Genomic DNA, 22,810 nt, shown 5'->3' on the forward strand with positions numbered 1-22,810 from the left:
CGTGACGATCTATTGCTATCTCGAGAGCGTTGATGCCCATCGCCTTCTGCGAGGCCATTGGGGACAAGCTGGGTAACGCCGCCCATGGCGGCGTAGGCGCATGTACCTGCGCTTTTCAGGTCACCGCTTTGCGGGTGATGAACTTCTCCTGGTTCCATTCGCCGCTTTGCATGATCTCGACGATGGCCTGGACCGTGTCGTAGACATCCGTATAGCCCACATACAAGGGCGTGAAGCCGAAGCGCAGGATGTCGGGCATGCGGAAGTCGCCGATGATGCCGCGCGCGATGAGGGCCTGGACGATGGCATAGCCCTGTTCATGCGTCAGCGAGACCTGGCTGCCACGTACCCGCGACTCGCGCGGCGAGGCCAGCCCGAATCCGTAGTCGGCCAGCTTTTCATCGACCAGGCTGATGAACAGTTCGGTCAGCGCTACGCTCTTGGCCCGCAGGACGGCCATGTCGATGCCATCGAAGACCTGCAGCGCCGACTCCAGCGCCAGCATGGACAGCAGCGGCGGCGTGCCGCATTGCATGCTTTCGATACCGCGTGCGGCCTCATAGGCCAGGGTGAATTCGAATGGTCGGGCGTGGCCGTGCCATCCCGACAGCGGCTGGCGCATCTGTTCGTGGTGGCGCGTGGCGACAAAGACGAAAGCCGGCGCACCAGGGCCGCCATTGAGGTACTTATAGCCACAGCCCACGGCCATGTCGGCGTCGGCCTCGTTCAGGGCCACCTCCACCGCGCCGGCACTGTGCGCCAGATCCCACAGCGCCAGTGCGCCGACCTCGTGGGCGCGCGCCGTGATCTCGCGCATCGGGTAGATGCGACCGCTGCGATAGTTGACGTGGGTGAGCATGACCACGGCCACGCTGTCATCCAGACCGGCCAGCACGGCCTCGGGGGTGGAGTCGACGTAGCGGATCTCCATGTTGAACATCTCGGCCACGCTCTGGGCGATGTAGAGATCGGTGGGGAAGTTGCCGCGTTCGCTGAGGATCACGCGGCGACCGGGACGCAGTCGCACCGCAGCCACCAGGGCTTTGTAGAGATTGACCGAGGTGGAGTCGCCCACCATCAGCTCGGCGGGCGCCACGCCGATCAGGCGCGCCACCTTGGCGGCCACGCGCCGGGGCAGCTCGATCCAGCCCGCATCGTTCCAGGAGCGGATCAGGCCCTGGCCCCACTCCTTTTCCATTACTTCCTGCATGCGCGCCACGACGTGCCGGGGCATGGCGCCCAGCGAATTGCCATCCAGGTAGATCTCGCCGGCAGGCAGCGCGAACTTGTCGCGGCATGCTGCCAAGGGATCCTGTTGGTCGAGGGTGATGCAGTCCTGTCTCGTAGTCATGTGTTTTCCTGATTGCCGAATTGCTGATTCCAATAACACTGCCGGTCGATGTGCGGCATGTCTGCTTCGCGTTTCATGGGTGCCGCGTGTTGCGCTTCGTTCTCTGGTGAGCGCTTGTGCAAGCAGGCGGCAAGGATGCGCAGTTCAGTATGGAGCGACGTGGAAATAAGCGAAAATGAATAATTCCAACCCAGCTATTCCCTTAATTTATAGTCCGCCGGTTGATAGGTCCCGGTTGATAGGTCCCGGTTGATAGGTCCCGGTTGATAGGCCCCGGTTGATAGGCCACCGCGCTCACAGCACGCTGCAGGCCTGCTCGAATGCCAGACGTGGACTGCGCGGGAACAGCATGCGTGTATCGCCATAGCCGATATTGCACAGCAGGTTGACGCGACAACGCCCGTCCGGGAAGAAGCTGGCATTGACCTGTTGTGCATCGAAGCCCGACATCGGCCCCACATCCAAGCCGATGCTGCGTGCAGCCAGCATCAGGTAGGCCGCTTGCAGACTGCTGTTGCGCACCGCCGTGGCATCGGCCAGGGTGGCATTGCCCGCGAACAGGTCGCGCATGCCCGGGTTGTGCGGGAACAGTTGCGGCAGCAGTTCATAAAAGTGCGTGTCGTAGCCGATCACGGCCACCACCGGTGCGCTCATGGTCTTGTCGACATTGCCGGGACTGAGTGCCGGTCGCAGCTTCTGCCTGGCTTCATCACTGCACAGGAAGAGGATGCGGGCCGGCGCACAGTTGGCGCTGGTGGGCGCCATCTTCATCAGCGCATACAGTTGCTGCAACTGCGCCTGGCTGACCGGCCGCGGCAACCAGCCATTGTGGCTGCGTGCCTGCAGGAACAGCTGGTCGAGGGCCGCGTCGGACAGGCTGGTCGGGTCGTTCATGGCTTGCTTTCAGGACTGGGGTAATAGGCCGTGGCCGTCAACTCCACCCGCATGTCGGGATGCGGCAGCTGGTGTACGGCCACCGTGGTCCGGGCTGGGCCGGGTGCCGCGAAGCTGGCGTTGTAGACCTCGTTGTAGGCGGCGAAGTCGCGCATGTCGACCAGGTAGCTGGTGATGGCCACGCAGTCCTGCAGCGAGGCGCCGGCACTGGCCAGCGCCGCGCGGATCTTGTCGATGACGACGCGGGTCTGCTCGCGCGCATCGCCGGGCACGCTGCCATCGGCCTGGCGCGCACTCATGCCGGAGACGAACAGGTAATCGCCGCCGCGCCGCAGGTTGGGGTATTGGCCCAGTGGCTGGATCGGCATCATCTCAGCGCCCCACGTCCGGCATGGAAAAATCGATGCGCTTGAGCGCGGCCTGCAATTCGCCCTGCTGCTGCGCGCCCAGCGCCACGAGGGGCGGACGCACCGTGGCCCAGCCAGGATTGCCGCTGTAGCAGGCGGTGGCGAACTTGAGTGCGGCAATCATCGGGAAGGACTGGAAGGTCTGTCGCACTGCGTCGGCCTGCTGCTGCAACAGGGCCGCGTCGGGCTGGTCCCACTGCGCATACAGACGCCTGATGCCGGCCGGATTGACATTGGCCGTGGCCGAGATGCAACCGGCCGCGCCCAGCGGCAGCGCCCGCGAGAGCAGCGACTCCGAGGCCGGGAACACTGCCATGTCGGGGAAGGCTGCCAGCATGGCGGCGAGGTTGTCCCAGTCGCCGGAGCTGTCCTTGATGCCCACCACGGTCTCGGGAAAATCGCGCCGCAGGCGCTCGATCAGGCCCAGCGAGATGGGCAGGCCGGTGAAGGCCGGGATGTGATACAGGTAGAGCTTCAGGCGCGGCGAGTCGACCCGGGCGATCACCTCGGCATAGTAGCGATACAGGCCCTCGTCGGAGATGCCCTTGTAGTAGAACGGCGGCAGCATCAGCACGCCGGCACAGCCTGCGGCCACGGCATGACGGGTCAGCGCGACCGTGTCGTCGATGGCACAGCAACCGGTGCCGGGCAGCATGCGCTGCGGATCCAGCCCTTCGGCGATGAGGCGATCCAGCAACTGGCGCCGCTGTTCCAGCGACAGGGAGTTGGCTTCGCTGTTGGTACCGAAGATCGCCAGGCCGGCGCCCTGCGAGAGCAACCAGCGGCAATGCTGCACGAACAGGTCGTCATCGACGCCCAGATCGGCCTTGAAGGGGGTGACGACAGGCGCAAAGACGCCTGAGAGCAATGGTCTCATCTTGCTTCCTTCTTTCTATCAGAGTGGATGGACGCTCAGGGCGGCCCGATGAACTCGCGGATCTGCTGTCCGAGCATGTCCTCCTCGCTACCCAGGTGGGCGACGATGGAGGTGTGGTTGTGGTGCGGCACCTGTACCAGTCGCGGCGCCCTTCCCCGCGCCTGCGCTACGCGCCAGAACAGCTCGGCGGCATAGACATCCAGGTAGGGATTCTCGTGCTCGGCCACGGCGATCATCAGCGGGATGTCGAGATGCTCGGCATGGGTCACCGGTGAACGCTGTTCGTAGCGGCTGGCATCCTCGCCCCAGTAGGCAAGCACACCCGCGGCGTTGGGATTGTCGGCATGCACGTCGGCGCGCAGGCGGGCGCTGATCAATACCAGCGCGCTCACGCCGTGACCCTGCCAGCGCATCTCCTGCAACGCCGGATCGGCCACGTAGGAGCAGACATGGGCACCACCGGCGGAATGGCCGATCAGCACCACGCGCTGCGGATCGCCACCGAACTCGTGCGCATGCGCCCTCACCCAGGCCACGGCCGCAGCCACGTCAAGCGATCCGGCCGGATACGGGGCTTGCGGCGCCAGGCGGTATTCGACATTGATGCCCACCATGCCATGCCGCGCAAAGTAGGACGGCACGTTGCCGTAGATGTGCGCGTTGGGATTCATGCTGCCACGCAGGAAGGCGCCGCCATGCACGAACATCACGACCGGCCGCAGCGCCGCACTCGCACCCCGCGGCAGGTAGAGATCCAGCCGCTGGCGCTCGTGTTCGCCATAGGCGATATCGCGCGTGACGATGACATCCTGCTGCTCCCTGGCCGCATGCAGGGGCGAATAGATATCGACCACGGCCTGGCGGTGGGCATTGATGTCCTCGCGCCAGACCGGCCCCAGCGCCAGCATCTGCTGGCGCGCCGCCGGTGACAATCCGGGAAACACCTGCGGCGCCATCAGTAGACTCCCATGATCTTGCTGATCTCGGCGATGTACTGGCCGTAGCGCGGGTTGCCCTTGATGTTCTCGGGTAGGCGCGGGCGTGGCAGGTCGATGCGGATGTCATGCAGGATGCGGCCCGGACGCGGCGACATCACCAACACCCGGTCCGACAGGAAGACCGCCTCCTGGATGCTGTGCGTGATCAGCATCACGGTCTGCATGCGCTCTTGCCAGATGCGCAGCAATTCGACGTTGAGCAGGTCGCGCGTGAGGGCATCGAGGGCGCCGAAGGGTTCATCCATCAACAGGATGGAGGGCTCCAGCGCCAGGATCTGCCCGATCGAGGCCCGCTGCCGCATGCCGCCCGAGAGCTGGTGCGGATAGCTGTGTTCGAAGCCGGACAGGCCCAGCATGCGGGTGAGTTCGCGCACCCTGGCCTGCGACTGCTGGCGGGGCAGCTTGCGCAACTGCGTGCCCAGCAGCATGTTCTTTTCCACGCTCAGCCAGGGGAGCATGTTACTGGTCTGGAACACCACGCCGATGTCGGGCGATGGTCCCGCCACCGGCTTGTCATTGACCAGCACCTCGCCCTCGGTGCGATCGACCAGTCCGGCCACGATGCGCAGCAGGGTGCTCTTGCCGCAGCCACTGGGGCCGAGGATGGAGACGAATTCACGTTCGCGGATGGACAGCGAGACGTCTTCCAGTGCATTGAAGGCGTTCTTGCCCGGATAGCGCTTGAGCACATTGCGCACGCAGATGACGTCGCGTGCCGGGGCGCTTTCCATATTGCCCACCGCCCCCTCCACCACCACCTTGAGATTGGCTGTTGTCATGATCTGTTTCACCTTACACCGCCTTTCCGCGCCACCACACCAGGCGCGATGCCATTTCGACCAGCCAGTACAGCAGGGTCGCCATCACCGTAATCACCAGGATCGCCGCAAACATGAGGTCGCTCTTTGCATTGGCGGTGGCCAGCGTGATCAGGTGGCCCAGGCCCTCCTCGGCCCCGATGAATTCACCGACGATGGCACCGATCACCGCCAGTGGCATGGAGATCTTGATGCCGTCGATGAAGCTGGGCATGGCGGCCGGCACATGCAGGCGCCAGAAGGTATCCCAGCGGGATGCGCCCAGCGCGCGGAAGTGCTCGTCGAGATTGGCGGCCACACCCGAGAGTCCGCCCAGGGTCGCGATGACCACCGGGAAGAAGGCGAACAGGAAGGTGGCGGCGATCTTGGAGGCGAATCCATAACCGAACCACACGATCATCAGCGGTGCCAGGGCGATCTTGGGCATGCTCTGCAGCGCGGTGATGAAGGGATAGAGCGTGCGTCGGGTAAAGGCGCTGAAGTGGATCAGCATGCCCAGCACCACGCCACCCAATACGGCCACGGCAAAGCCGATGAGGACTTCGCACAGGGTCACCCAGGCGTCGCCGACGACCATTTCCCGTTCAGCCCAGCCTGCCTGCAGCACCGCCGACAGCGGCGGCAGCAGATAGCGTCGGATGCCCAGGGCAGCCACGCCGTATTCCCAGAGCAGCGCGAACGCGCCCCAGAAAACGATGGTTTCGAGCCAGCGTTTCATATGTCTCCTCCGTTGTATCGGTATGTGTTTTTATTGTTTTTATTATTTCTTGTTGGACTTGGCGTCGATCACGGCCTGTGGCGGTGGCACGACGAAGTGCTTGAAGTGGTACTGGTCGAAGGAATCGATATTGCGTTCCCATACCTTGGGCTGGTAGTTCGACTCGGGCGTGATCTGCGTCATCTCGCAATAGATCTCGACGTTGTTGCCATCGGGATCCTTGAACACCAGGAACAGGTTCTCGCCCGGGCCATGCTTGCCGATGCCACGTACGATCTCGATGCCCTTGGCCTGCAGGAAGCGGGCCGCATCGTCCATCGCCGCGCGGTCCTCGACCAGGTAGGAGAAGTGCTCCATGCCGGGGCGGCCATAGTGCGGCAGCTCATTGATGGCGGCCGAGTCCCTGGGAATCTGCGACAGCGCCAGGTCGTGGTGGTCGGTACCGGCGCGCAGGAACACCATCTGGTCGCTGATCCAGTCCGACACTTCCAGGCCCAGGATCTCGGTGTAGAACTTGACCGAGGCGTGGATGTCGCGCACGGTCAATACCAGATGTCCCAGCCGTTTCGGGCGTATTTTTTCCATTGTCTCCTCCTGTTGGATGGGCCGCGTTGGGGCGGCTCCTTATTCGATGAATTGATTGGTGTAGATGTCGCTCGCCTTGATCGGCGCCTGCACGCGGAAGGCCTTCTTCACGAAATCGGTGGTGGCCTGCATGCGGTCGGCGCGCATCCAGCCCAGCTTGCGATTGCTGGCGCCGGCATCCTCGATGATCTGGTTGGTTTCAGTGATCTGCTGCAGCAGGATGTTCTTGTCCATGAGCTTCTGCTGCGAGGCGATGGCGTCGGCCGCCTCACGCGGATGGCTGCGCTGGAACGCGTAGCCCCGATAGGTCGCCTGCACGAAGCGACGCACCAGTCCGGGATTCTGCGTCACCAGTTTTTCGCTGGTCACGATGCCGTTGCCGTAGAGGTCGAGATGGAAATCGCGGTAGCGCATCCAGCCCAGTTGCTTGCCTTCCTTTTGCAGCAAGGCCTGCAGGATGGGCTTGTTGGCGCCCTCCCAGCATTCGGCCAGGTCGATGCGTCCCTCCAGGAAGGAGGAATTGATCACCGACGGATCCAGGCGCAGCAGCTTGATATGGTCGGTCGCGAGCTGGTTGGCCTGCAGCCAGCTGGGGACGATGTTCTGCAGCGGCGAAGCTGCACCACCGCCCAGCGAGAGCCCCTTCAGGTCAGCCGGGGTCTGCAGCTTGCGGCCTGGCTTGTCGACATAGCACAGGGCCGCCGGCCATTGGGTGTTGATGATGCCGACCATCACCGTCTTGCCCCCTTCGACGCGATTGAGCATGACGCTGATCGGATCGCCATAGCCGAATTCGAACAGGCCCTGATCGATCTCGTTGACGGTACGCTGGCCGCCATAGCCGCGCACGGCACTGACATCCAGTCCGGCCTCGGCATAGAAGCCCTTGGCAATGGCCACCAGGATGCCGCCGGTACTACCCTGCGGCAGCCACGCCAGGTTGAACTTGACCTTGTCGGCCGCATGGGCCGGCGATGCGGCCAGGGTACAGCAGGCCACTGCGGCGACTGCGCTCAATGAGCAGATGAAACGCTTGATGCTGTTGCAAAGGACCATTCCGTTCTCCATGAGACTGCGGGATGAAGCAGGATACGTGCAGGCGAGGCCTACCGATAGTACCCCCGCCCCATGCCAGGTATCGGGCCTCGGGCTCAGCGGCCGGACGCCACCACCTTGTTGCGGATGCTGCCGATGCGGTCGATCGAGGCCACCATCTCGTCACCCGGCTTGAGATAGACGCCGCGCCCCATGCCCACGCCATCGGGCGTGCCGGTCGCGATCAGGTCGCCGGGCTTGAGGGTCAGGATGGAGGACAGGTAGGCGATCTGCTCGGCGATGTTGAAGATCATGCCCTCGGCCGTGCCATCCTGCATCACATCGCCATTGACCTGCAAGCGCATGCGCAGCTTCTGCGGCTCGGCGATGCAGTCGCGCGGCACGATCCACGGCCCCATCGGCCCGAAGGTATCGAAGCTCTTGCCACGGAACCAGTCATGCTTGAAGGGATAGTCGGTACGACGGTTGAGGTCGCGTGCGCTGATGTCATTGAAGACGGTGTAGCCGGCGATCACCTCGTAGGCCCGCTCCACCGGGACATCCTTGCAGGTACGGCCGATCACCACGGCCAGCTCCACTTCCCAGTCCAGCTTTTCGGTGCCATCGGGCATGACCACATCGGTCTCGGTGGCCGTCACGCTGCTCTCGGCCTTCATGAAGCAGTAGGGCGAACTCTCGGTACGGGGCGCCAGCTCGGTCCCCATCTCGGCGGCATGCTCGTAGTAGTTGGAGGCCGTGGCAAAGATGCGCCCCGGTACGAAGGGTACCGCCAGGGTATAGCCACCCTGCAGGGGCTGGATGGCCCCGGCCGCGCGCAGGCCGGGTACCGCTTCGGCCAGCGCCCGCAATTGCCCGGCCTGGCTTTCCCAGGATTGCAGCAGGGCCGCCACGCTGATCATCTCGCCAACGGCCAGGCCGGCGCCGCGTGCCGCCTGCACTACTCCAGCCAGGTCGAAGAGCTCTTCACCCAGCACCAACGCCGGACGCGCCTGGCCGGCCTGTTCAACTGTCGCTATCGCATGCCACACCACAATGTCTCCCTTTTTTAATTTATGAACATAGAACTTAGTATGTGAATACATTAAGTCTTATACGTATACATTGCAATACAAATGTGCAAAAATTTTCTCCAGGGATTTCCCTATGCATTTATTTAAATGGAGACTGATGACATGAGCGAGCATCCGGAACTGCTGGTATTGATACCGCTGGCAGAAAGTACGCTGACGCAGTTGCGCCACGCCGCCGCACCCATCGTCCTGCGCGCAGCGCCGCAGGGCGTGGACTGGCAGGATCCGGCACTGGCCGGGGTGCGCTACGTGCTGACCAATGGCTCCACCGGCCTGAGCGCGGCGCAGATGCAGGCCTTGCCAGCCCTGCAGTGGGTCGCCGCCTTCGGTGCCGGCTACGAGAACATCGACCTGCAGGCGGCCCACGCGCGCAAGCTTGTTGTCACCCACGCGCCCGGCGCCAACGATGCCACCGTGGCCGACCACGCCATGGCACTGCTGCTGGGGATCGCGCGGGGCGTGCATCTGCTGGATGGCGCCGTCAAGGCCGGGCACTGGGAGAGCGTGCGTGCCGCACGACCGGCCATCCACGGCAAGCGGCTGGGCATCCTCGGCCTGGGCAACATTGGCGCAAAGATCGCCCGCCGGGCTAGCGGCTTTGACATGGACATCAGCTATCACACCCGCCAACCGCGCGCGGGACTGTCCTATCGGCATTTCCCGGACGCGCTGGCACTGGCCGCACACAGCGACTACCTGGTGCTGGCCTGCCCGGGCGGCCAGGCCACGCGACACCTGGTCGACGCGGCAGTACTGGAGGCGCTCGGCTCGACAGGCTTCCTGATCAATATCGCCCGTGGCAGCGTCGTCGATACCGCCGCGCTGGTCAGCGCCTTGCAGGCGGGCGGCATCGCCGGTGCCGCACTGGACGTGTTCGAAGGCGAACCGGCACTGCCGGCGGCCATGCGCGATTTGCCCAACCTGCTGCTGACGCCGCATGTATCGGGCCGCTCGCCGGAATCCCTGCAAGCCCAGATCGACATGTTCCTGGCCTGCCTGGGTGCGGTGGCCACAGGCGCTACGCCGCCCCATCTGGTACGCCCATGAAAAATGCCGCCGCCTGCTGCATGCAACAGGACGGCGGCAACACCTCCCACCTCAGGAAGTTCGGTGCGCAGCGGCTGGCAGGTCAGCGCGAGCCGCTGCGGCTGGGCCTACAGGCCGCTACGGTCGGCTTTCAGGTCGGGATGACGCAGGGCCGGGCCGCTGTTGTCGGACGCGCCATCCTTGGAGGCGCCGCCCCAGCCGTGGTCGGTCAGGTCGCAGATGACGCCATTGGGGTCCTTGTACTTGACCTCGTAGAAGATATTGCCCTTCACCGGCACTTCGCCCATGTAGTACTGGCCGCCGGCCTGCTCGACCTCGCGGCGGGCGTCGACGATGTTGTCGACCCACACGCCGATGTGATGCAGCCCCACATACTCGCGGCCACGATCACCGGCGGCCTCGTCGGTCTTGTAGTTCAGCAGGGCCAGCGACATGGTGCCGTCGCTGAGATAGACGCCGCGGGCCAGCGAAGAATCGGTCTCGCCCACCTTGGTGAAGCCGAAGGCCTGCTGGTAGAACTCGGCCGTCTTCCAGGGATCGGGTACCGAAATCGCAATATGACGCAGTTTGTTAGCCATGTGCCTGTCTCCTTTTTTGAATTGAATGAGTCCTTGCCTGTTGCGACCGATTCTACTGAAATGGTTTTTATATGTATACTTTATTTTCCAAATGAATTGATAATTAAATATATAAATACATTAAATGAGATCCAGGTGGGTCACTGGATTTTCCTGAAGTGGCGGGCGATGTAAAATACGCCCGGCCGGATACCGTTGCCCCGGTTCAACGCGGGGCCAGACAAGAACACCGAGAACATCAAGAATGGAAACCATCTCCCTTCGCATCTACCGCACCCTGACTGACGAAATCATCAGTGGCACCCTGCCGCCGGGCTCGGCCCTGGAGGAAATCGCCCTGTCGGAACGCTTCAAGGTATCGCGCACCCCGATCCGCCAGGCGCTGCGCGAACTGGCGGCACGCGGCATGATCGAGCTCAAGCCGCGCAAGGGCGGCATCGTCACCAACATCGGCGTGGAGGAGCTCTCCGACATGCTCGAAGCCATGTGCGAGCTGGAAGCCCTGTGCTGCCGCATCTGCGCCGAGCGCATGAGCGCCGTCCAGAAAAAGCAGCTGGAACTGGTGCACCTGGAAAGCCAGGAGTGCGTCGCCAATGGCGACGATGCCGGCTATCTCGCCCTGAACAAGAAATTCCATCACCTGATCTGCGCCGGCGCCCACAACAAGAGCCTCTCGGACATGATCGACAACCTGCGCGATCGCCTGGCGATGTTCCGTGCCGCCCAGACCGGCGTGGACAAGCGCCTGACCATGTCGCATGACGAGCACGACGCGATCATTTCCGCCATCCTGGCGGCCGATCCCGAAAAGGCCTACCTGGCCATGCGCAACCACACCACGCGCCTGAGCATCCACGTGCTGGAAGTCATCAAGGAACACCAGGGCTAACCCCTCCCCGCCACCGCACCAATCCCGCTGCACGAGGCTGATTCGGCAAACGCCGGTCAGCCTCTACTGTTTTCCCCGCCCGGCATTCCCTGCTTCACGCGCCAATCCGGCACGTTCCCCCTGCATCTCCCGCCGCCCATGGCCCATGTACAGCATGTGGCCAGATCATCCATTCCGAATTCCAATTACAACAAAAGTATTTTTTATATATTTATCCGTATACATATAAATTTATATAAATTAGGATTAGCCAAAACAAACCATAACAAGGAGGAGACCAAGCATGCAGGGATTGAAAAGAGCGGCCATCCTGGCCACCTGTGCCTCAGGCATGGCAATGGTGTTGCTACCCGCCCGGGCGGACAGCGACACGGTGACCATTTATGGATTCCTGAAGGTGGATGCCGAGAACGTCTGGGCCAGCGGCGCCAATGGCGGACAAGGCCGCATTGCACGTATCTCCAACAACCTCTCGGTACTGGGGTTCAAGGGGGTGGAAGACCTGGGGGGCGGCCTGCAGGCGTTCTTCCAGATCGAATCGAATGTGGGCGTCGACACCGGTGCGGGCAGCTTCGCCGACCGCAACGACAATGTCGGCCTGCGCGGCAGCCTGGGGGAGATCTTTGCGGGGCAGTACGAGACGCCTTACCGTTTCGTCTCGGTGTATGCGATCGATCCGTTCACGGCCGGCATCTTTGCCTCCAACTCCATCATGGGCAATGGCTTCACGACGGCGGCCAACGCCCAGTCACCGGCGTCGTTCGACCGCCGCCAGAAGAACCTGGTGCAATACGCCACGCCCAATCTGGGCGGTCTGGTGGGCAAGATCGCCTACGCCGCGCGCGAAGAGCGCACCGCCACCAGCGACCCCAGCCTGGTCTCGGCGCTGCTGACCTATGAGAATGGTCCGCTCTACCTGGCCTACGGCCACGAGGAGCACAAGGATTACTTTGCCGGCGGCACCGTGGACACCGGCAACAAGTTCGGCGCGGCCTATTCGCTGGGCAACACGCGCCTGCGCTTCGTGTGGGAACGACTGCGCTATGAGCCCACCACCAGCACCAGCCTGCGTCGCGATGCCTGGCAACTGGCACTGACGCATAACGTGGGCAATGGCCAATGGCGTGCCTCCTATGTGCGGGCGGGTCGCTCTTCGGGCAATGCCACCGCCGGCATCGGCGGCATCGGCAAACCCGGCAGCGCATCGGGCGCGCAGCAGGTGTCGCTCGGCTACGGCTACAACCTGTCCAAACGCACCGAAGTATGGGGCGCCGTCACGAAGATCTTCAATGAGCAGAATGCCAGCTACAACCTGTCGGCCAATCCTATCCCCGGGCTGAGCGCGGGACAAAGTCCGGCCGGGGTGGGACTGGGGATCACCCACAAGTTCTGAGCGACGCAAGGGAAGGAAATACTGTCCGGAAAAACAAAAAGGCCCGCATTTCTGCGGGCCTTTTCAACTACTGGCGGAGAAGGGGGGATTCGAACCCCCGATAGGCTATTAACCTATACACGCTTTCCAGGCGTGCGACTTAAACCACTCATCCACCTCTCCTGGATTCGGGTTCGCGTTCAGCGAAGCCACGCATTATAGCAAGCTTTGCGACGATGCCAAGTCTTTTCTTAATATTTTTCAAACCAGCAATGAAAAAGGCCGGCAGGGCCTGGGCGAAACCGCTTGCCCACTGCCCTGCCGGCGCTTGCTGACTACCGCTGTGCTGCCTGTGCTCTTATTGCGCTTCCTTCAACTGGTCCAGGATGGCCGGGTTTTCCAGTGTGGAGACGTCCTGGGTGATGGCCTCGCCCTTGGCCAGCACGCGCAAGAGGCGACGCATGATCTTGCCGGAGCGGGTCTTGGGCAGGTTGTCGCCGAAGCGGATTTCCTTGGGCTTGGCAATCGGGCCGATTTCCTTGGCCACCCAGTCGCGCAGTTCCTTGGCGATCTGCTTGGCTTCGTCGCCGGTGGGACGCGGACGCTTCAGGACCACGAAGGCGCAGATCGATTCACCGGTGGTTTCGTCCGGCTTGCCGACCACGGCGGCTTCGGCCACGAGGCTGTTGGCGACCAGGGCCGATTCGATTTCCATCGTGCCCATGCGGTGACCGGAGACGTTGAGCACATCGTCGATACGACCGGTGATGGTGAAGTAGCCGGTGTCCTTGTTGCGCACCGCGCCGTCGCCGGCCAGGTAGATGTTGCCGCCCAGCTCTTCGGGGAAGTAGCTCTTCTTGAAGCGCTCGGGATCATTCCAGATGGTACGGATCATCGACGGCCACGGACGCTTGACCACCAGGATGCCGCCATTGCCATTGGGGATGTCATTGCCGGTCTCGTCGACGATGGCGGCCGTGATGCCCGGCAGCGGCAGCGTGCACGAACCCGGCACCTGCGGGGTGGCGCCCGGCAGCGGCGAGATCATGTGGCCGCCGGTTTCGGTCTGCCAGAAGGTATCGACGATGGGGCAGCGCTCGCGGCCGATGTTCTTGTAGTACCACATCCAGGCTTCCGGATTGATGGGCTCGCCCACCGAACCGAGGATGCGCAGCGTGGACAGGTCGTATTGCTTGGGATGGATCTTCTCGTCGGCGTCGGCGGCCTTGATGAGCGAACGGATCGCCGTGGGCGCGGTGTAGAAGATGGTGGCCTTGTGGCGCGCCACCATGTCCCAGAAGCGGCCCGCATTCGGGTAGGTCGGCACGCCTTCGAAGACGATCTGGGTCGCACCCACGGCCAGCGGGCCATAGGCAATATAGGTGTGGCCGGTGATCCAGCCGATGTCGGCGGTACACCAGTAGACATCGTCGGGCTTGATGTCGAAGGTCCACTTCATCGTCAGCACGGCCCACAGCAGGTAGCCGGCCGAGGCGTGCTGCACGCCCTTGGGCTTGCCGGTGGAACCGGAGGTGTAGAGGATGAACAGCGGATGCTCGGCATCGACCCATTCGGGCTCGCAGCTGTCGGCCTGGTTGGCGATCACGTCGGCCAGGCGCAGGTCACGGCCCTCGACCCAGTTGATCTCGGCGCCGGTGCGCTGGTAGACGATGACGTGCTTGAGCGTATCGCAGCCGCCCATGTCCAGGGCTTCGTCGACGATGGCCTTGAGAGGCAGCTGCTTGCCGCCACGGACCTGGTAGTCGGCGGTCAGCACGGCCACGGCACCGGCATCGATCACGCGCTCGTGCAGCGACTTGGCCGAGAAGCCGCCGAAGACCACCGAGTGGGTCGCGCCAATGCGGGCGCAGGCCTGCATGGCGGCCACGCCTTCGACCGACATCGGCATGTAGATGACCACGCGGTCACCCTTCTTGATGCCCAGCGACTTCAGGCCATTGGCGAACTGGCAGACCTTCTGGTGCAGCTCGCGATAGGAAACGCGGGTCACCTTGCCATCGTCGGATTCGAAGATGATGGCGGTCTTGTCGGCATTGCCGTTCTCGAGGTTGACGTCGAGACAGTTGTAGGAAACGTTGACCTGGCCATCGGCAAACCACTTGTAGAAGGGTGCGTTGGATTCGTCCAGGGTCTGGGTGAAGGGCTTGTGCCACTTCAGGTTGTCCTTGGCCAGACGGGCCCAAGTGCCTTCGTAGTCCTTGGCGAATTCGGCGTTCAGGGCATGGTAGGCGTCCATGCCCGAAATGGCGGCGTGCCTGGCCAATTCGGCCGGCGGTGCGAATACGCGATTTTCCTGCTTGAAAGTTTCGATGTCTGCCACGGTAGTCTCCACAAGGTTTGTTTTTGCTTTCCGCAAAACATAGGCCGTTTCACTTACTCAGTCCTTACACAAACGGCGGCGTCCCGCCGCGGGAAGCCGCCTGCATCAAGGCTGCAGCGATGCGACACTCTGTCATGCCAGCAACATGGGGCGCTGCCACCCCAGGCTCCAGTCAAGGAGACCTTCATCTTGTCCTTATGTTCAGGACAACATTTGTTCATTTTGGCATAGTCGGGTGTTTCCCGCAGGCAGCTCCTGGCTCACGTTTGATCTGCATGGGACTGCAGCAATCCCGACGGAATCTGCCTGCGGCGTGTAAAATACGGCCCCAAATCCGAAGCCGCGCCGCGGAGACAATAATCGGAACCTGCATTCATCCGCCAGAATCAAGCGTACCTGCACACCCATGAACAACCCGATGCACAAGTCTCCCCGCAAGATCGGCGTGCTGCCCAACCTGATTTTCATGAGCCGCTGGCTGCAGCTGCCGCTCTACCTCGGCCTGATCCTGGCGCAATGCGTCTACGTCTACCACTTCTGGGTGGAACTGGTGGACCTGATCGGCGCGGCCATGGGCCATGCCGGCTCGCTGGACCATATCCTCGATGCCGTGGCCATTGCCGGCGCGCCGCGTCCGGACAAACTCAACGAACAGACCATCATGCTGGTGGTGCTGGCGCTGATCGACGTGGTGATGATTTCCAACCTGCTCATCATGGTCATCGTCGGCGGCTACGAAACCTTCGTCTCGCGCATGAACCTGGAGAGCCACCCGGACCAGCCGGAATGGCTGTCCCACGTGAACGCCTCGGTGCTCAAGGTCAAGCTGGCCACGGCCATCATCGGGATTTCCTCGATCCACCTGTTGAAGACCTTCATCAACGCCAACCTGTACGACGTCAAGACCCTGGTCGCGCAGACCGGGATCCATATCGCCTTCCTCCTGTCGGCCATGGCCATCGCCTATTGCGATCGCCTGATGGCGCATGCGCCTGACCCGTCCGACAAGCCGCACTGATTTTGCCTCATCCAAACCTGAGAGAACCAGCCATGACCATCATCAAGCAAGACGATCTCATCGAATCCGTCGCCGCCGCGTTGCAGTACATCAGCTACTACCATCCGGCCGACTATATCCAGCACCTGGCCCGCGCCTATGAAACCGAGCAGAGCCCGGCGGCCAAGGATGCGATCGCGCAGATCCTGACCAACTCGCGCATGTGCGCCGAGGGCAAACGTCCGATCTGCCAGGACACCGGTATCGTCAACGTGTTCCTGAAGATCGGCATGGGCGTGCGCTTCGAAGGCTTCCCGGGCTCAATCGCCGATGCCGTCAACGAAGGCGTGCGTCGCGGCTACTCGCACCCGGACAACGTGCTGCGCGCCTCCATCGTGGCCGACCCGCAGTTCGAGCGCAAGAACACCAAGGACAACACCCCCGCTGTGATCCACATGGAACTGGTGCCGGGCAACACCGTGGACGTGCAGATCGCGGCCAAGGGCGGCGGCTCCGAGAACAAGACCAAGTTCGACAAGCTGTACCCCACCGACAACCTGGTGGACTGGGTCTTGAAGACCGTGCCGACCATGGGCGCCGGCTGGTGCCCGCCGGGCATGCTGGGCAGCGGTATCGGCGGCACTGCCGAGAAGGCCATGCTGATGGCCAAGGAAGTGCTGATGGAAGACATCGACATGTACGAGCTCTTGAAGCGCGGCCCGCAGAACAAGACCGAAGAGCTGCGTATCGAGCTCTACGAGAAGGTCAATGCCCTGGGCATCGGCGCGCAAGGCCTGGGTGGCCTGACCACCGTGCTGGACGTGAAGATCATGATGCACCCGACCCACGCGGCTTCCAAGCCGGTCGCCATGATCCCCAACTGTGCCGCAACCCGTCACGGCCACTTCGTGCTGGATGGCTCCGGCCCGGCCTACATGGAACCGCCGTCGCTGTCGGACTGGCCGGAAGTGCACTGGGTGGCCGACACCGAGAAGTCCCAGCGCGTCAACCTCGATACCCTGACCAAGGAAGAAGTCGCCTCCTGGAAGCCGGGCCAGACCCTGCTGTTGAACGGCAAGATGCTGACCGGCCGCGATGCCGCCCACAAGCGCATCCAGGACATGCTGGCCAAGGGCGAGAAGCTGCCGGTGGACTTCACCAACCGCGTGATCTACTACGTCGGCCCGGTCGATCCGGTGCGTGACGAAGTGGTGGGCCCGGCTGGCCCGACCACGGCCACCCGCATGGACAAGTTCACCGACATGATGCTGGAACAGACCGGCCTGATCTCCATGATCGGCAAGTCCGAGCGCGGCCCGGCCGCCATCGAGGCGATCAAGAAGCACAAGTCGGCCTACCTGATGGCCGTGGGCGGCTCGGCCTACCTGGTCTCCAAGGCGATCAAGTCGGCCAAGGTACTGGGCTTTGCCGACCTGGGCATGGAAGCGATCTACGAATTCGACGTCAAGGACATGCCGGTGACGGTCGCCGTCGACGCCAACGGTATCTCGGTGCACAACACCGGTCCGGCGGAGTGGAAGGAAAAGATCGCCCAGAGCGTGTCGCTGTCGAAGATCCCCGTCACCACCGCCTGATCCCCATCCAGGCAAGCCCATCGCAGGAGCGCGCGCAGCACCATGAATGACGCAGTCAAGCAAGTCCCCGCGCCTTCTGCAGTGACGCCTGCGAGCACGACCCCGATGCCGACCGTGGCCGATGCCGCGGTCGGCATTTTCGATTCCGGCATCGGCGGCCTGTCGGTGCTGCGACACATCCACGCCGCCCTGCCCCGCGAAAAGCTGCTCTACTTTGCCGACTCCGGCTATGCGCCCTATGGCGACAAGACCGAGCAGGAGATCGTGGCGCGCTCACTGGCCATTGCCGACTTCTTCATCGGCCAGCAGGTCAAGGCGCTGGTGGTGGCCTGCAATACCGCGACCGCCGCCGCCATCCAGGCCATCCGCGAACGCTGGCCGCAACTGGTGGTGGTGGGCATCGAGCCCGGCCTCAAGCCCGCCGCCCAGGCCACCCGCAGCGGTACCGTCGGTGTGCTGGCCACGCGCAGCACGCTGGCCAGCAAGCGCTTTGCGAGCTTGCAGGCACAGATGGAGGCGCAGTATCAGGTGCGTTTCCTGCCGCAGGCCTGCGTGGGACTGGTGGACCTGATCGAGAAAGGCGAACTGTATTCGCCGGCTACGGTGCAATTGCTGGAACGCTACCTGGCACCACTGCTGGAACAAGGCGCCGATACCCTGGTGCTGGGCTGCACGCACTACCCCTTCGTGCGCCAGGCCATCGAGGATGTCTGCCGGCGCCTGTCGGGCCGCGTTCCCGGCATCATCGATACCGGACAGGCAGTCACGCGGCAACTGCTGCGACTGCTGGAACACGATCGCCTCGTCACCCAGGCGGCCCGGGGTTCGCTGGCCGGCTTCACCACGGCCAGCCGTTCCACGCTGGAACATGCCTTCCAGGGCTTGCTGCAACTGCATCCGGAAGTCCATGCCTTGCAGCCGCAAACGGGGACCTGAAGCGGCTGACGACACTTTTTGATGCAGCCTTGCCAATTAGCATCGAAAAAGTATTGCCAAGTCCTGCAAGTGTTTGTATAATCTTTTGCTTACTTGATGACGGACGCAAGTCAGTCAGACAGTCGACGGTGGCTGTAGCTCAGTTGGTAGAGTCCAGGATTGTGATTCCTGTCGTCGTGGGTTCGAGTCCCATCAGCCACCCCACAGATTCAAATGAAAAGCCCGGTTCCTGCGAACCGGGCTTTTTGTTTTTCTGCGCGCATTTCCTGTCCTCGCATCCGAAAAAAAAAGGGGCAGCGGGAAGGTGGCAAGTGGCCGTCGCACCACCCGCCCCCGCCCTCAGGCTCAGTTGATCATTCCGGTCGAATAGGCGTACTTGATCAGGTCGGCATCGGTATTGAGGCCCAGCTTGCGCATCGCATTGTTCTTGTGCGTGCTGATGGTACTGGGCGTGCGCGAGAGCCGTTCGCAGATATCGCCCAGCGATTGCCCCTCGACGAACAGGCGCACCACCTCCAGCTCGCTCTGGGTCAGCTCGCGCGCCAGGCCGAAACCATCGCCCTGGGCCCAGCTCATTTCCAGCTCGCCGCGCAGCGACACCGGGAAATACAACTGCTTGCTGCTCTGCGTGGCCAGGCAGGCATTGATCAGCTCGTCAGGCTTCTCGCGCTTGTTGATGACCGCAAAGACCCCCATGCGATAGAGACGCCGGATCACCGCGCCATTGTTCATGGCCGTATAGACGATGAGCTTGCTGGAAGGATGCTCGGCCTTGATGCGCTTGACCAGCGCAAAACCGTCGGAGTCTTCGCTGTCCTCGGCTGGCATGGCGAAATCGGTGATGACGATCTCGCAAGGCGCGCGCTTCAACGCCGCCAGCAGGGCCTCGCCGGTGTCGACCTCGAGATCCACGCGCACCTCCGGCAAGCGCGCAAGCTCGTTCTTGAGCGCGCCCAGCACGATAGGGTGATCATCAGCGATGGCCACGTGCAGGACTTTCTTCAAATTCATGCTACCCCCAAATGGTTCAATTAACAGACAGGTGGCGATACCGCCGCCCGGAGAGCTGCCCTTCCCTGGCATCCCTCGGCTCACATGCCCTCGATTTGCATCAATCGATGTCGGCCCCCTGCGTTCTTCGTGCCGTGACGGCATCGAAAAAACTTCCGTAATAAGGAGATAGAGAAAATCGGAGAAAAACAGAAAGGAAATCGCGATATTGCTGAGTAAAATCGAAAAAATTCGAGAAGGCAATAGAAGAAATTTTCAATACAGCTTTTTTTAGCGAGCTCGAAAAATTATCAACTCCCTGCTCGACAAGCGACCGGGCGAGCCGAAACAGGCGCCCCGCAAGGCCCTTTCCAGATGCGCCCGATGTGCCAGATGCGCCCGTCGTCCCCGACAAGGGGCGCGCACTCACCAATAGTCTTCGGTCACGAACTGTCCGCCGCCGGTGCGGCGCAAGGGCGTCATGCCACGCTCACGCAGCAGCTCGCGCAACTCGGTGACCATCTCGGGATTGCCGCACGCCATCACGCGCGTCTGCTCCAGGCTCATCGGCAGGCCGACGACCTGCTCCAGCAAGCCATCCCGCAGCAGGGTCGTGATACGGCCGGCCAGCAGGCCCTCGCCGGGCGGCAGGTCGGTTTCCCGGGTCACACAGCGCAGCATGTGCAGGCGCGCCGGCCAGCCCTGCTCGCCGGCCTGGCGGCGCAGCGCCTCGAACTGCTCGATGTAGGTCAGCTCCTCACGCTGGCGCACGCCATGCACCACGACCAGATCGTCGAAGCGACGCCATACCTCCGGCTGCTGCAGGATCGAGACGTACGGCCCCAGGCCGGTGCCGGTGGCCATCATCCACAGCTGCCGGCCATCGGTGAAGCGATCGGCGGTCATGAAGCCATAGCTGAGCTTTTCCACCCAGACCGGGTCGCCCGGCTGCAGCGCGTCCAGCCGGGTCGTGAACTGGCCGCCGGGGACGATGATGGCGTAGTACTCCAGCACGTCGGCATCTTCGGCGGAGGTGATGGAATAGGCTCGCGAGACCATCTCGCCATCGACCTCCAGCCCCAGGCGGGCGAACTGGCCAGCGGTGAAACGGTAACCGGCCGGTCGCGTGGTTCGGAAACTCAACAGCTTGTCGGTCCAGCGGTGAACCGACAGCAGGCGCTCGCAGCTGGCCTTTTCCGAATACGCTTGTATGCTCACACAACTCTCCTTGGTCGCACCGGCCGCCCGCTCACGCAGGGAGAGCGGCACGGATACTGATTTGAAAACAGCCCTGCGGCACGACCGCCGGGCGCATTACAATAACGGCTACAACACAGGCAGGCTTGCCGCCGGCGCGCCATCGGGCGCCAGGCAGGAACTATCGGCGCCATGCACGGGTCAGGTTGGGAGGCACGACGCCCCCATCCAACATCCTACCCGACTTGCCAACAGTCCGGCCGGCAGCCTCAACCGATAACAACGTGACGCAATGAATCAATGACTTGGACCCGCAGCCTGGCCATCGCCTTCCTCTGGTGTACCGCCCAAACCGCCTATGCCGCCTACAAGGTAGAGATCGAGGCACCCAAGCCGGTGCAGTCACTGCTCAAGGATTTCCTGGACCTGTCGCGCTACCAGGATCGCGATGACATCAGCGACGAGCAGCTCAAGTTCATGATGGACACCGCCGGCGACCAGGTGCGCGACCTGACCGCCACCGAGGGTTATTTCTCGCCCCAGACCAAGGTAGCGATGAAGACCGATGCCGCCGCCGATGGCAAGCCGGGGATGCGCCACATCACGGTCACGGTCGATGCCGGCCCACGCACCAGTATCGCCTCGGCCGAGATTGCCGTGACCGGCGCAGCCCAGCAGCAGGATGCCGCCCGCATTGCGCGCATCCGCAACGACTGGTCGCTGGCGCCCGGCCAGCCGTTCCGCCAGGAAGACTGGGACAAGGCCAAGAACGCCGGCCTGGAGTCGCTGCAGCAGAAGAAATATGCCGCCGCCCGCATTGCGTCTTCCGAAGCGCGGGTGGATCCCGATGAACACCAGGCCGATCTCTCGGTGCGCTATGACAGCGGCCCGGCCTTCACCCTGGGCCCCTTGCAGGTCACCGGCACGCGCCGCTATCCGCAATCCATCATCGACAACGTCAATCCGCTCAGCGTGGGCGAGCCCTATGACGCCGACCGCCTGCTGGCCCTGCAGCGCCAGATCCAGAATACGCCCTACTTCTCCAATGCCATCGTGGCCATCGACGACGATCCGGCCCATCCCGACCTGACCCCGGTGAAGGTGCAGGTGACCGAATACCCGACCCAGCGCATCCGTACCGGGGTGGGCTATGGCACCGATACCGGCGCCCAGGTGGAAGGCCGCTATTCGCACTACAACGTCTTCGACCGCGCCTATGTGTTCGACAGCCAGGCGAGGCTGGAACAGAAGCGCCAGTACGGCCTGCTGTCGCTGGCCATGCCACCGGATGGCAAGGCTTTCGTCAACAGCATCAATACCTCCTACGACCGCACCACGCTGGAAGGCATCGACCTGCGCAGCCAGCAGGTCGGCTTCAAGCGCGCGCGCAACAGCGAGAACTACGACACCACCTATTCGCTGACCTACTACCGCGATGAGCTGACCCAGGAAAACGGCGCCACCCTGCCCGCCGACACCATCGTCACTCCCGGCAAGCACCGGGCGCTGGTACCCGGCTTTGCCTGGTCGCGACGCAACGTGGACAACCCCATCTTCCCGCGCCAGGGCAACCTGGTGACGCTGGAAGCCGGCTTCGCCCTCAAGGGCGTGCTGACCGACCAGAGTTTTTCCCGCCTGTATGGCCGCTTCAAGCAATTCGTGCCGGTGGGCAGGCGCGACATCGTGGTGCTGCGCTCGGAACTGGGCGGCGTCTTCACCACCGGCAGTGCCGGCTCGGTGCCGGCCTCGCTGCTGTTTCGCACCGGCGGCAACGACTCGGTGCGTGGCTATAGCTACCAGAGCATCGGCAACGAGCAGAACGGTACCGTCTATCCGACCAAGTACCTGGCCGTGGGCAGCGCCGAATACCAGCGCTGGTTCAGCCAGAGCTGGGGGGCGGCGGTGTTCTATGACCTCGGCGCGGCCGCCGACAACTGGAGCAACCGCACCTTCTATCACGGCGTCGGTACCGGCGCGCGCTGGCGCAGCCCGGTCGGCACGCTCAACCTGGACCTGGCCTATGGCATCCAGAAACGCCAGATCCGGCCCCATGTCTCGCTGGGCATTGCCTTCTAGCCAGCCCGCGACACCGAT

Annotated in this window: 22 protein-coding genes and 2 tRNA genes; 8 read left to right on the top strand and 16 right to left on the bottom strand. The window is 63.0% G+C overall.

The features are described from left to right. Positions 1-115: 115 nt before the first annotated feature. The 10 genes from kynU to ACIPHN_RS06100 form a co-directional block, all read right to left on the bottom strand. Positions 116-1,351 carry a kynureninase gene (gene kynU, locus ACIPHN_RS06055; RefSeq protein ID WP_400434186.1) on the bottom strand — a complete coding sequence of 412 codons (1,236 nt, stop codon included), beginning with the start codon at positions 1,349-1,351 and terminating at the stop codon, positions 116-118. 294 nt (positions 1,352-1,645) lie between these two features. Beyond that, a complete protein-coding gene (locus ACIPHN_RS06060; protein ID WP_400434188.1) occupies positions 1,646-2,245 on the bottom strand; it encodes a malonic semialdehyde reductase in 600 nt (199 codons plus the stop codon). Continuing rightward, positions 2,242-2,616, bottom strand: coding sequence for a RidA family protein (locus ACIPHN_RS06065; protein ID WP_400434190.1), 375 nt, complete (start codon positions 2,614-2,616; stop codon positions 2,242-2,244). The genes ACIPHN_RS06060 and ACIPHN_RS06065 overlap by 4 nt, the downstream gene beginning before the upstream one ends. 1 nt (position 2,617) lies before the next feature. Further along, positions 2,618-3,529, bottom strand: a complete 912-nt coding sequence (locus ACIPHN_RS06070; RefSeq protein ID WP_400434192.1) for a dihydrodipicolinate synthase family protein — start codon at positions 3,527-3,529, stop codon at positions 2,618-2,620. 35 nt (positions 3,530-3,564) lie between these two features. Then, the gene (locus ACIPHN_RS06075) at positions 3,565-4,485 is read right to left on the bottom strand and encodes an alpha/beta hydrolase (RefSeq protein ID WP_400434194.1); all 921 of its coding nucleotides are present in this window, start codon (positions 4,483-4,485) and stop codon (positions 3,565-3,567) included. Further along, positions 4,485-5,258: an ABC transporter ATP-binding protein gene (locus tag ACIPHN_RS06080; RefSeq protein WP_400434665.1), complete on the bottom strand. Its 774-nt coding sequence runs from the start codon at positions 5,256-5,258 to the stop codon at positions 4,485-4,487. The genes ACIPHN_RS06075 and ACIPHN_RS06080 overlap by 1 nt, the downstream gene beginning before the upstream one ends. A 61-nt stretch (positions 5,259-5,319) precedes the next feature. Then, complete coding sequence (locus ACIPHN_RS06085) at positions 5,320-6,063, bottom strand: ABC transporter permease (RefSeq protein ID WP_400434196.1); 744 nt, start codon at positions 6,061-6,063, stop codon at positions 5,320-5,322. Between the two features lie 42 nt (positions 6,064-6,105). Next, positions 6,106-6,648 carry a VOC family protein gene (locus tag ACIPHN_RS06090; protein WP_400434198.1) on the bottom strand — a complete coding sequence of 181 codons (543 nt, stop codon included), beginning with the start codon at positions 6,646-6,648 and terminating at the stop codon, positions 6,106-6,108. A 39-nt stretch (positions 6,649-6,687) separates the two neighbouring features. Further along, on the bottom strand, positions 6,688-7,704 hold the full coding sequence (locus ACIPHN_RS06095) for an ABC transporter substrate-binding protein (protein WP_400434200.1): 1,017 nt from the start codon (positions 7,702-7,704) through the stop codon (positions 6,688-6,690). A 95-nt stretch (positions 7,705-7,799) separates the two neighbouring features. Further along, positions 7,800-8,732 (bottom strand): fumarylacetoacetate hydrolase family protein, encoded by a 933-nt coding sequence (locus tag ACIPHN_RS06100; protein WP_400434202.1) that lies wholly within the window; start codon positions 8,730-8,732, stop codon positions 7,800-7,802. Between the two features lie 144 nt (positions 8,733-8,876). Here ACIPHN_RS06100 and ACIPHN_RS06105 point away from each other — a divergent pair, with 144 nt between their 5' ends. Continuing rightward, positions 8,877-9,821, top strand: coding sequence for a 2-hydroxyacid dehydrogenase (locus ACIPHN_RS06105; protein ID WP_400434204.1), 945 nt, complete (start codon positions 8,877-8,879; stop codon positions 9,819-9,821). Positions 9,822-9,928: 107 nt separating this feature from the next. On the opposite strand, the gene ACIPHN_RS06110 is transcribed toward ACIPHN_RS06105, so the two are convergent. After that, positions 9,929-10,399, bottom strand: a complete 471-nt coding sequence (locus ACIPHN_RS06110) for a VOC family protein (protein WP_400434206.1) — start codon at positions 10,397-10,399, stop codon at positions 9,929-9,931. 244 nt (positions 10,400-10,643) lie between these two features. Here ACIPHN_RS06110 and ACIPHN_RS06115 point away from each other — a divergent pair, with 244 nt between their 5' ends. Both ACIPHN_RS06115 and ACIPHN_RS06120 read left to right on the top strand, forming a co-directional pair. Then, on the top strand, positions 10,644-11,288 hold the full coding sequence (locus tag ACIPHN_RS06115) for a GntR family transcriptional regulator (protein ID WP_400434208.1): 645 nt from the start codon (positions 10,644-10,646) through the stop codon (positions 11,286-11,288). 283 nt (positions 11,289-11,571) lie between these two features. Beyond that, on the top strand, positions 11,572-12,681 hold the full coding sequence (locus tag ACIPHN_RS06120) for a porin (protein WP_400434210.1): 1,110 nt from the start codon (positions 11,572-11,574) through the stop codon (positions 12,679-12,681). A 71-nt stretch (positions 12,682-12,752) separates the two neighbouring features. Here ACIPHN_RS06120 and ACIPHN_RS06125 read toward each other — a convergent pair. Next, positions 12,753-12,843: transfer RNA gene (locus ACIPHN_RS06125), tRNA-Ser, on the bottom strand. A gap of 175 nt (positions 12,844-13,018) precedes the next feature. Continuing rightward, complete coding sequence (gene acs, locus ACIPHN_RS06130) at positions 13,019-15,001, bottom strand: acetate--CoA ligase (protein ID WP_400434212.1); 1,983 nt, start codon at positions 14,999-15,001, stop codon at positions 13,019-13,021. A gap of 418 nt (positions 15,002-15,419) precedes the next feature. On the opposite strand from acs, the gene ACIPHN_RS06135 reads away from it, so the two are divergent. The 4 genes from ACIPHN_RS06135 (at position 15,420) to ACIPHN_RS06150 (ending at position 18,733) form a co-directional block, all read left to right on the top strand. Then, positions 15,420-16,019 carry a YqhA family protein gene (locus ACIPHN_RS06135; protein ID WP_400434214.1) on the top strand — a complete coding sequence of 200 codons (600 nt, stop codon included), beginning with the start codon at positions 15,420-15,422 and terminating at the stop codon, positions 16,017-16,019. A gap of 32 nt (positions 16,020-16,051) precedes the next feature. Then, a complete protein-coding gene (locus ACIPHN_RS06140; protein WP_400434216.1) occupies positions 16,052-17,593 on the top strand; it encodes a fumarate hydratase in 1,542 nt (513 codons plus the stop codon). Positions 17,594-17,635: 42 nt separating this feature from the next. After that, positions 17,636-18,529: a glutamate racemase gene (murI, locus tag ACIPHN_RS06145; RefSeq protein WP_400434218.1), complete on the top strand. Its 894-nt coding sequence runs from the start codon at positions 17,636-17,638 to the stop codon at positions 18,527-18,529. Between the two features lie 128 nt (positions 18,530-18,657). After that, positions 18,658-18,733 (top strand) — tRNA-His (locus ACIPHN_RS06150). Between the two features lie 141 nt (positions 18,734-18,874). Here ACIPHN_RS06150 and ACIPHN_RS06155 read toward each other — a convergent pair. From ACIPHN_RS06155 to ACIPHN_RS06165, 3 genes are all read right to left on the bottom strand, one after another. Beyond that, positions 18,875-19,540: a response regulator gene (locus ACIPHN_RS06155; protein WP_400434220.1), complete on the bottom strand. Its 666-nt coding sequence runs from the start codon at positions 19,538-19,540 to the stop codon at positions 18,875-18,877. Between the two features lie 100 nt (positions 19,541-19,640). Continuing rightward, on the bottom strand, positions 19,641-19,949 hold the full coding sequence (locus tag ACIPHN_RS06160; protein WP_400434223.1) for a hypothetical protein: 309 nt from the start codon (positions 19,947-19,949) through the stop codon (positions 19,641-19,643). Further along, positions 19,946-20,737, bottom strand: coding sequence for a ferredoxin--NADP reductase (locus ACIPHN_RS06165; RefSeq protein ID WP_400434225.1), 792 nt, complete (start codon positions 20,735-20,737; stop codon positions 19,946-19,948). The genes ACIPHN_RS06160 and ACIPHN_RS06165 overlap by 4 nt, the downstream gene beginning before the upstream one ends. A 279-nt stretch (positions 20,738-21,016) precedes the next feature. Here ACIPHN_RS06165 and ACIPHN_RS06170 point away from each other — a divergent pair, with 279 nt between their 5' ends. Further along, positions 21,017-22,792, top strand: coding sequence for an autotransporter assembly complex family protein (locus ACIPHN_RS06170; protein WP_400434228.1), 1,776 nt, complete (start codon positions 21,017-21,019; stop codon positions 22,790-22,792). The last annotated feature ends 18 nt before the right edge of the window (positions 22,793-22,810 follow it).

The organism is Herbaspirillum sp. NPDC087042, assembly GCF_044745245.1.
GTDB lineage: Bacteria > Pseudomonadota > Gammaproteobacteria > Burkholderiales > Burkholderiaceae_D > Herbaspirillum.